This window comes from Lutibacter sp. HS1-25, from assembly GCF_004121075.1.
Taxonomy (GTDB): domain Bacteria; phylum Bacteroidota; class Bacteroidia; order Flavobacteriales; family Flavobacteriaceae; genus Lutibacter.
The window spans coordinates 1-8,073 of the sequence record NZ_RHLN01000143.1; the positions used below are offsets into that span (position 1 = coordinate 1).

4 protein-coding genes and 1 pseudogene are annotated in these 8,073 nt (G+C 31.2%); all 5 read right to left on the reverse strand.

Going from position 1 to position 8,073, the window contains the following annotated elements; all coding sequences use genetic code 11:
* A pseudogene (locus EC396_RS14190) lies at positions 1-934 on the reverse strand (hypothetical protein); the annotation flags it as partial.
* A gap of 12 nt (positions 935-946) precedes the next feature.
* Complete coding sequence (locus tag EC396_RS14195; RefSeq protein WP_164975313.1) at positions 947-1,396, reverse strand: hypothetical protein; 450 nt, start codon at positions 1,394-1,396, stop codon at positions 947-949.
* Positions 1,397-1,417: 21 nt separating this feature from the next.
* Positions 1,418-4,747: an RHS repeat domain-containing protein gene (locus tag EC396_RS14200; protein WP_129367257.1), complete on the reverse strand. Its 3,330-nt coding sequence runs from the start codon at positions 4,745-4,747 to the stop codon at positions 1,418-1,420.
* Between the two features lie 824 nt (positions 4,748-5,571).
* The gene (locus EC396_RS14205) at positions 5,572-6,387 is read right to left on the reverse strand and encodes a CPBP family intramembrane glutamic endopeptidase (RefSeq protein WP_164975314.1); all 816 of its coding nucleotides are present in this window, start codon (positions 6,385-6,387) and stop codon (positions 5,572-5,574) included.
* Positions 6,388-6,394: 7 nt separating this feature from the next.
* Positions 6,395-8,073, reverse strand: a 1,679-nt coding sequence (locus EC396_RS14210) for an RHS repeat-associated core domain-containing protein (protein ID WP_240665724.1), incomplete at its 5' end; no start/stop codon positions are given.

The following is an 8,073-nucleotide window of genomic DNA, read 5'->3' on the forward strand; positions in this document are numbered from 1 at the left end:
GACCACCAGCACGAATTGCAATACTTTGTATGGGTCTTCCAAGGCCATCGTAATAGTTTACACTTTCCATAAATTCATTGTTAGATAGCAAACCTAATTTGTTAACACCCTTGGTTGGTGTTATTGTGTACACGTAATTCTGATCACTTAATGGTGTACTAACCACTGGACATCCATTATTATCCAATGTACCTGATTGCAAAGGACATTCGTCATCACTGTTGCTCACATATCCTGTAGGTTTGGACGTCTGGTTAATAAAGTTGTTAGGGTCACCCAGCCCATCACCATCGCTATCTTGATACCAGGTTTGTAAAGTTGGAACAGTATATGATACCCAACCCGAATCTGTACTCCATAAACCTGAATGAGAATTATATGCTCGTAAATAGTACGTTGTACCGGTTGTAACTACTTTGGTTGTACCACTTCCATTACTTGTACTTGTACCATTGGAACTACTTTGCCAATACCATGTAATATCCATATCTGTTTGGGGAGAATCTGTACGTTGCAATGTAACACTTCCCGTTGTACTACTCAATACCGTTGGATTTGGTGGTGTGTTTGGGATTTCTGGAATGACTGTTACCGTTAGATAATCACCATCTATATAATTGTAATCATCATCGTAAAGTTCTACACCAATATCGTAATCCAAAGGAAGATTAAATTCAATATCCGTAGATGACCCCATGTTTTCGTCATAGTAATAAAAGTCGTTATTTAAAGCTTCCCAATACCAATATGTTTCATTAGGGTTTATGTCTCCATTTGGATTATTGAGTGTATAGGTTAAAATTTCCCCTTGATGAGCTTTGGTTGGCCCTTGTATATATATATTATTTTGGGCTGTAATACTAAAATTACTCATCAATAAAAATAATAGAACAACCGTAATTTTTAAAACATCATGCGTATTCTGTGTATTCATAATATTAATGCTTTAGTTTTTAGTATAGTATAGTTTAGAAAGTAGTATTGTATGATTGATTTTTTGTTCTGGCACTAAAACCAATTCTGAATCATTCAAAAGTTGTACTTTTTGACTACTAGTTTTTCCATTGACATGAGTAATCTTTAATGTTTTAGTATCTGAATTATATAACCAAGTACCTTTTGATGTTTGGCCATTAGTTAAGGTAAGTGTATAATCTCCTTCTGGACTCAACAGAATCTTCCTATCTTTATAATGCTGTGAAATTCGTTCTCTAGATTCGGATTGCATGCTGTTCCAAGTTACTTTTTTGGATGGTTCCATACTGTTTAGAGTTTCTGTAATGTTCAATTTCCAAGTTCCCTCTAGTAAACTAGCGTTTATTTCTGTTTGCCCATAAGATAAACTTGTAAATATGCATGTCAGTAAAATAATTATATAATGTTTATATTTCATCATTCTGTTTTTTTGTTTCGTTTATTATAGTTGCCCTTTGTAGTTGTATTCGTTTTTACTTAATATATTCCCCTCAGCATCTTTTACATACTCCAATCTGTTAAAGGCATCATATTTATAATAAATGGTATAGCCTTTAGGGTCTGTAACACTCGTAATTCCAATTAAAGGATCATAGGTGTAGGTGGTAACCATTGCAGTTGGTAAGCCTGTTCTAATCTTGTTCAATTCAGTTTTTAATGCACTGTCATTAGTAGGGTTATCTAGAATTGTTTGAGAAATCAAAGCTATTGCATCAGCATAAGATGCATTTTCTATTTTAGCAACGGGGTATTGTTGTTTGTAACCCCATATAATAGCAACAGGTGCTGTATTTTCTGAATGATATTGAATAATATTTCCTTTAGTGTCATAATTGTCATATACAAAATTTCGATCTATAGCAGAATCTAAATTTACCAAACCTCCCTTTTTTATATAGATTTCATTAGGTAAATATAAATTCCCATAATCTGTATATACATTTTTTTGATTGTTAATAATTTGACTGCCATTAATCTTAGTAGTTTCAAGAGGAATGGCAATACGATTATCATTTATTAAGCGTAAATCATTTAAATCGTGAGCATATTTATAACTATTTTTAATAATTTCATTTTTAGAATTAGTGATCGTACTTTCTGAAATTTCTTGATTTTGTGAATTATAAATGTAATTACTTGTTGTTTTCAATTCCTCAATCAAGTTTCCAATCTCATCATAAAAATATTCAGTAACTTCAGTTTTGTCTTTTTTGTACCAATATGCATTTGGACTAGGATCATAATACCTAAGACTATTTGCTAACGAAGGGATTGAGTAATCTTCACAAAAAGCCTGAGTCATATCTGTATCAGAATAACCGAATGAATATAGTTTAAACTCTTCTCTTGAATTATTTTTAAGGAGATTTTTTGAAAATACATTATTTTCAACAACTAAAACCTTATCTGCTTCATCATATATTATCTTCTCCAACAGTTTACTTCTCATATATCCATTATTCTTCCACATCGAACCTCCGTCTGGGTCATAATTTTTATTAGGAAAAACCGTATACTTGTACTGGGTTCTCCCATTTGTATTTCCTAAAGAATCTTTATCAAATTCTGTTACATATTCGTAGGTGATACTGTTATTTTCAAAACCAATTCTAGAAGAAGAATTTATTGTTTTTGATAATGTAGAAGTATAATTTGTATTTTGATAAAAGGCGCAACCAGTACTTAGTGTAAATGAATGAAAACTCGGTTTTGCTAATTCATATTCATATTTATCATTTACAAGTTTTCCACTAGAATTATTGGTTCCTGGAATTAAATAGCCGTATTCTTTTTGATTCACAAATTGATTTTCAGAATCATAATTTGTCATCTTTTTTATTCTTAACCCAAACCCTTGAACATTTTCATCTAAATAATCTGAATCATCTTTGTTATACCATGCATCGAAATAAGAAGATACCCGATCACCATAAACGGAAAAATATATATAAACAGAACCTGGGTCTAAAAAAATTTCCTCATCTATTGCCCAACTGCTCGTCGATGTTTTTTTACTACTGTATTTTTCAACTCCATTGTTTGTAATTCGTATTTCGGTAAAAGAATATTTAGAATTTATAGAACTGCAATTAGAACAGTTAATGTTTCCCTTAATAAAGAGTTTTTTTGCTTTACTTAAAGTATATCGTATACTTTCTGATGGGTATCCGAGATCATCATCATAAGGTGAAGGCAAAGGAGCAGGGTATCTAGCATTCCCGGTACCATTTAAACTGAATTCGCCGATGATAACTTTTCTATCTTCAAGTTCTTTTGCAAACTTGTTTTCTCCATAAAACGAATTAGGTTCGTAATCAAATATAGTATAACCTTTGGTTGGATACTTAATTTTTGTCAACATCCCCGCTTGCATGTTAATCAAGTTTATTGATCTATTAGCACCTCCTATTTGGATTTCATTTGTATAAGACCCTGCTCCAGTAAAATAAGGAACAAATACTTTATGTCTCGGAATTAAATTGCTATTTGTGCTCCCATTATACATTCCGAAAAAATCGACAGAATACGAATTAAATTCGGGTAGTTGCACGGGAGAATATTCAAAATCTGCAATCTTTTTTATACTTTCAGGTCCAAAATCTTCAGTAATATGATCTAACTTAAACCGATATTTGTAACTATTTGTACTTGAATAGTAATTTGGGCTACCAGTAATTGAGTAGGTAAATCTGATTGTTTTTATTGAACTATAACCATCCGTATCATTTCCTTTTTCTATGATAATTTTATCCAAAAATATTCCGTCTCCACCATCAACCCCGTCATATTGAGCATTACAATTGGTAATAAAACGAATTCTACCATTTGGAAAATCAATCTTTTGTATTTTATTTGCAATATTTTCAGATTTAGAAATAGAAGTTTTGTAGGGGTCAACAACCGTATATTCAGTAACATCCGTACTGCTAGTTCTATGTCTAATATTAGAATAGGTTAAAGAATGGCTTACTCCTTTATTCTCTGTTATATATCTTGTCCCATAAGTATATGTAATCATACTCCCCTTAGCACTAACAATCTTACTGAGCAACCATGCAGAATTATAATTTTTATTATATAGATGATAATCTTCATTTTGGTTTGAAGAGTTTTTGACCATACGAGACTCTTCTACATCATCAAACAAATATGAAACACCATATTTATCAATTACTTTGTAGATATATGTGTTATTTAAACCTCCTGTTTCTCTATATACTTTATAAGCCTCAGGAGGGAATTTAGTAAGAACTTCACCAGAAGTATCGGCATCTAAAAAGAAAGTACCGCTAACCGTTGGTAAATTAATATGGTAGGCATCTTTTACCCATGAATTTTGCAGAGCATTTTTAATTATTGGGTGGTCAAAATTATAAGGATCCTGCGATATAATATTATCTATAGTGTTTGTACTTGGAATGTCATAAGGATTTGGTTCTAATTCATCTGGTGTATCTCTAACTTCTAAACTTATCAAACCACCAGTATCCAAACTCCAACCTAAACCAACCCAAGACGACATCTGATTTACTTTTATCCCAGAAGCATGGTATTTTAAAGTAATAGGAATGCTTAAATCACCTGATTGAATGGTATATAAAGGAATTTCAATTTGAGGGAGTCCAGTAGAAAGATTAACAGGGTAGGCGCCAAACTTTCCCAATTCAGCAGCTGTAGGTGATGAAGGGAAAATTTCAGGAAGCTTAAATTCCTGAGAAAATAAATTACTGTTAAATAAGAGCAAACAAATAATAATAAAAGTATTTCTCATGTCATTTTTTTTAGGTTAAATAAATTTTGAAGCTTTAAATGTTTTGATTTTTTTAAGACAGCGAATAGATTGAATTTTTAAAACCCTAAAATTAAACACTCAAAAGCAATCATGTCAAATGAAACACCTTTGTATTTGTAAGGACAATCCTTAGTGTTTGACTTGAAAAATGAAATTCCACCTTTCCTAACTGATCACTGAGCGGAGTCGAAGTGTCTGTTGGCGCAAATTTGCTATCTGTGATATCTTAGTACTATCAAGTTTAAAATAATTTGTTAGAGCGGATTTGAAATCCGTGCAAGTGCCTTATTAGCATAGCCCATCTGCTATAGCAGATTTGCTATCTGTGACGATTTATTTAAAGCTTCTTAAAAGTAAAAACCATTTCCTAGTTTATAGAAAATGGTTTTGTATGTTCTTAATTGTTACGGGCACGGGAAGCATTTCCGCGCTATCGTTGTGTGTTACATATCCGCGCCATCGGGTTCATCTGCTATAGCAGATTTGCTATCTGTGACGATTTATATAAAGTTTCTTAAAAGTAAAACCACTCTCTAATTTATAGAAAGTGGTTTATATTATATTAGTATTAGTCGCTTACTCGTTACGGGCACGGAAAACATTTCCGCGCTATCGATGTGAGTGCCATATCCGCGCCATCTGGTTTTTATAACCTGTAATATATAATACTTTTTCAGTAGTATTGATAACTTATTCATTTTTAGATAATTCCCTTAAATGGGACTGTTTTTCGTATAAATATCTCGTAGGTTGCACGGCTTCTATTTATTACTTAACTTACTCATCTCGCCACTAGTTACAAACTAGCGGGAGCGGGTGATGCTATCCAATTTGGAAATTCTATAAACTAAGAAAACTATTAATAACATCATAAGTATATATATACTCCAATATAGGCTGCTAAAATTAATATAATCTAAAACAAATAGATTAATTATTTCTTTATCATAGAGAAATGTTAATAGATTATATATGAAATGAGCTATTATTGCATAAATTAGACCAAAATTGACTCTTAAAACTGAAAAAATAATACCAATTAAAAAATAATTAATTAAAAATATATAATCTACATGGTAACTAATACTTGTTATATATAGATGACTAATTGAGTACAATAATGATGTAATAATAACACCAAATAAAACTTTCTTTTCTTTTATAAATGGATTTAAAAGTAATGCTCTAAAAAACAATTCCTCAAAAATAGGTGCAATTAATATTACTGAAAGAATTTCAATTATATTATCATTTAAAGGAATTGAGTTAAATTCAAATACTGGGATTTTATCTGAATTAAAATTATGGTAAAATGGATTCACTAAAAATGAGCCAAAATATATTAGAATTAAGCTAATAAAGATTTTTTTTAATTCTTTACCTTTTTTGATAAAAAATAAATTCTCCTGTTTTTGTATTCTTAAATATGAAACTATGAAAACTAAAAACCCAAATATTGGTACGTAAATTAATATATTCAATAACAAAGAATAATGTTCTAATTTAATTTCAAACCGTTCATAATTATTAGACAAAAAACGTATTGAAAATGTCAATATGTATATAAATACATATAGGATTAAAAACCATTCTAATACTTTTAATAAAATCTTTTTCAATTTATCCCTATTTATAACCAAAAAGCGAGTCACGTCTTTTAATCTCTTTGCTTTTATCTTGATTTACTTCTCTTAAACTGTCTTTCTTATTTTTTAACTCAACCTTTTTATTGCTAGCTTTAATACCTTCACCAGCTTGGAAAAGAATATATCCACCGTTTCTATCTCCCAATCCATCGTGCTTCCCACTTATTCCTTCTATAGCGTTATCATAAATCGCATCTAAACTATCCATAGATTTGTCTATTTTATTCATTTCAGTATGATTTTCAGCTATTTCACTCTTTAATTCATTTGTAACACCTTTATTCCATTCAGCAATTTCAGCCTTTTCAGTCTTTTTTTCCATAGCAGCTACATATTCATCAGGCACAACAACCACATCCCCTTCTTTAATATTAGATTTTTCTTGCCCATCGCTACCAACTTTATTTTCTCCACGTTGTGTTTCAACAATATGATTAGTTTCTTGATAAGTGTATCCATCCTCTTTTAAATGCTGTGTATGTAAAGAACCTGCACTATCACCTTTTTCGGCAGTATAAGTACCATCTCCATTTTTCTTCCAGTCATTTGTCAATGCTGTCATTCCATCAGGGTCAATAAAGAAAATAGGATTATTTAGTGCATATGTATAAGGGGAAAATCGTCTTGAAATTTCAGCTAACGGGTCAATGTTCATCCAACGACCTAATGCTGGGTCATAGTTACGTGCAGTGATATCTATCCATCCAAGACCTAACTCATCTTGCTCTTCCTTACCACCAAAACCATACTTGTGGTCTCTCATTGCTCCTTGAACGTAATTATACCCTTTATGTTTTAAGCCAAAGGGATAGTAGTTATTTTCTTCAACTAATTCATTAGTGTTTGGGTTAGTACTAACTAAAATAGTTCCATTTCCATTTTTATCAGAATAACTCAATCTAATATTCCCTAAATGGTCTTTATATTGGTAAATATAATTAAACCCAGCGCCATAATTACTAGCATTTTCAGGTTCTACATAACCTTCAGGTTGGTTAAAGAATTTTAATGTTTCCATACCTTCAGAACCTGAATAAATGTAATTTCCTGCGTATAATGTATTTTCTCCTGTGCTCACTATTTTCTTTAATTTCACACCTGTTGCATCGTAAAAGTACTCAATATTTCCGTTATTTAGTGTTACTTTGGTTGGTAAATTTAAATGGTTGTAGGTAATACGTGTTATTCCTTTGTTATCATCTTTAGTCATATTCCCATTTACATCATAAGTATAATCTGTTGTAGAATCTATTCCTGCTCCTATTAGGTCATCTTTAAAACCATAGGTGTCATTACCTGCATCAGATACTATTTGTAATTTGTTACTATTAGAACTATAGGTGTAAGTTAGTTTATCCATATCACCAATTGAATTAGAGCTATTAATCACCCCTCGTCTATTAAGATGTTTAATATTTCCATTTAAATCATAATCTATTCCAGTTACATTGTATTCATTGGTTTGCTCAATAAAACTACTTCCTGTACTATTGGCTCTTCTAAATCCTCCTTCTGTTATGCGATTAAGCGCATCATATTGATATGCATAACCACGTTTACGGTTTCCGTATGTTTCGGAATTTGCTGTACGCCAAATTGTTTCACTTATGTTTCCATTATACAATGCAGACACACCCATCCCCATTTCAGTAGTATTGT

What these genes read in the sequence shown, in the direction of transcription:
- EC396_RS14200 (WP_129367257.1), bottom strand. Translation starts at nt 4,747, where the DNA reads ATGAGAAATACTTTTATTATTATTTGTTTGCTCTTATTTAACAGTAAT.
- EC396_RS14195 (WP_164975313.1), bottom strand. Translation starts at nt 1,396, where the DNA reads ATGATGAAATATAAACATTATATAATTATTTTACTGACATGCATATTT.